Origin of the sequence: Brucella lupini, assembly GCF_002252535.1 — a bacterium.
GTDB lineage: Bacteria > Pseudomonadota > Alphaproteobacteria > Rhizobiales > Rhizobiaceae > Brucella > Brucella anthropi.
In genome coordinates this window covers 1-1,504 of record NZ_NNRN01000022.1, presented here as the reverse complement: position 1 = coordinate 1,504, position 1,504 = coordinate 1, and the positions used below count along the sequence as shown (strand labels likewise).

The following is a 1,504-nucleotide window of genomic DNA, read 5'->3' as shown; positions in this document are numbered from 1 at the left end:
CGGGGCCAACCGGTCGCCTTGAGAAAGCCGGTAAAGGGCGTCCAGCCCGCTCCTTTCAACGCCGTTTCCGAAGGTCTGGAAACCAAAGCGGGAGTTGCCCGTGCCGTGAGGGTTTCGAGAATAACTGTAAAACCTCCAAAGTATCGAGGAGGTACTTACTGTTATCGACATCACCAGAAGACAGCGCCTTACGGAGTACGGTCGCGTCCCTGGTCGTGACGCGGGTTCTCTTCTTTCTGCCGTCCTACTTTACGGCTTCTCAGCCCGCCTAAAGGACAGCGTGGGCCCCCGATTTTGCCTCCGCTCCGGTTCCCTGCGCTCCGACAAAACCGGCACCCCACTCGCCGCCGCTGGCGGTCGCTTCGCGCTCCTTGACCCGGGCTTCGTGCGCACGTCGCCCCGTTGACGTCATCAAAAAGGAGACGATCAACATGACTACTCTCGATCAAATCAACGAACTGCGCGCCGAGCTTCGGAGCTGCTATTTCACCAAGACCGAACGCGCGATGGCGGAGGCCGAACTCGCCGCCCTGATCGCTCAGGCGCAAGCTGAGGATGAGCAGTTTGCTCGCGACATCGCACTCTATCTCGCTGACCTCGAATGAGGTCGGCTATATCATGTCTCAGGCTGGGCCGGCGGCAACATATCGATAAGAAGATGCCGAAGCGGCTGTTTTTCAGCGAACTCGGCTTGGATATGTCTTAGAACGTGACGCTGCCCTGCGAAAGGCACCAGGCTGATCGCAGTTTCAAATGGCACCCAGCAAAATTCGCTATGTTCCTCATTGAGAACAACGGGCGCTTCGCCGTTCGCGAACCCAACAAAAACAGGCAGCATACATATAGCGTCGCGATCAGCTTCATAGAATTGCTCGCAGATATCAGCCGAATAGAGGCTGTCGCAGATCAAGCCCGTCTCTTCCCTCACTTCTCTGAGGGCTGCCTCCCAGGCTTTTTCGCCGCTCTCTATGGCGCCAGCTACCTGACACCACTCTCCAATCAAAGTGTGGTTTCGACGAAGTAACAAGACCTTCGTTTCGTCGTTGACTACACGGAGAACGACAACCGAGACGGCAAAACAACGGATGGGGATATCAGTCATTCACGGTCTCCTGAAGATGCGAGCAATCCGCTAATAAAACAACACCGCGGCTTCGCCAATAATCATCTTGTTCAAATGCGTGATACTTCCAGATCGAGCGGGGAAACTGACGTAAGCGACTGCATCAACGGGCATCTGATCCCAACGAAGACGGACGGCATGCTGATGCTTTTTGCTCCAGGCGGCCGGTCACTGGCAACTTTATGACACGACGATTGTTGCAAGCAGAGCCTGGCCGATGGTCTGCAACGAGTGTGCAAAACTTCACAGTAGCTCTGGCAGATGCTGCAACCCGCCGGAGCCATTTGCTGGGGATTGCACTGTGCGGTTCGCCATCGTCATATCCCTTCTCCGTTTGGGAGGGGCTCCATAGGCGGGCTCGATGGGGCAGGTCTGACCGGA

3 protein-coding genes are annotated in these 1,504 nt (G+C 56.2%); 1 reads left to right on the top strand and 2 read right to left on the bottom strand.

All coding sequences use genetic code 11. The features are described 5' to 3' along the window. Nucleotides 1-268: 268 nt before the first annotated feature. On the bottom strand, nucleotides 269-433 hold the full coding sequence (locus tag CES86_RS27400) for a hypothetical protein (RefSeq protein WP_167387080.1): 165 nt from the start codon (nucleotides 431-433) through the stop codon (nucleotides 269-271). Here CES86_RS27400 and CES86_RS27395 point away from each other — a divergent pair. Then, complete coding sequence (locus CES86_RS27395) at nucleotides 432-605, top strand: hypothetical protein (RefSeq protein ID WP_167378263.1); 174 nt, start codon at nucleotides 432-434, stop codon at nucleotides 603-605. The two genes, CES86_RS27400 and CES86_RS27395, sit on opposite strands and share 2 nt — an antisense overlap. Nucleotides 606-616: 11 nt before the next feature. On the opposite strand, the gene CES86_RS01770 is transcribed toward CES86_RS27395, so the two are convergent. Then, the gene (locus CES86_RS01770; RefSeq protein WP_080823872.1) at nucleotides 617-1,102 is read right to left on the bottom strand and encodes an NUDIX hydrolase; all 486 of its coding nucleotides are present in this window, start codon (nucleotides 1,100-1,102) and stop codon (nucleotides 617-619) included. Between the last annotated feature and the right edge of the window lie 402 nt (nucleotides 1,103-1,504).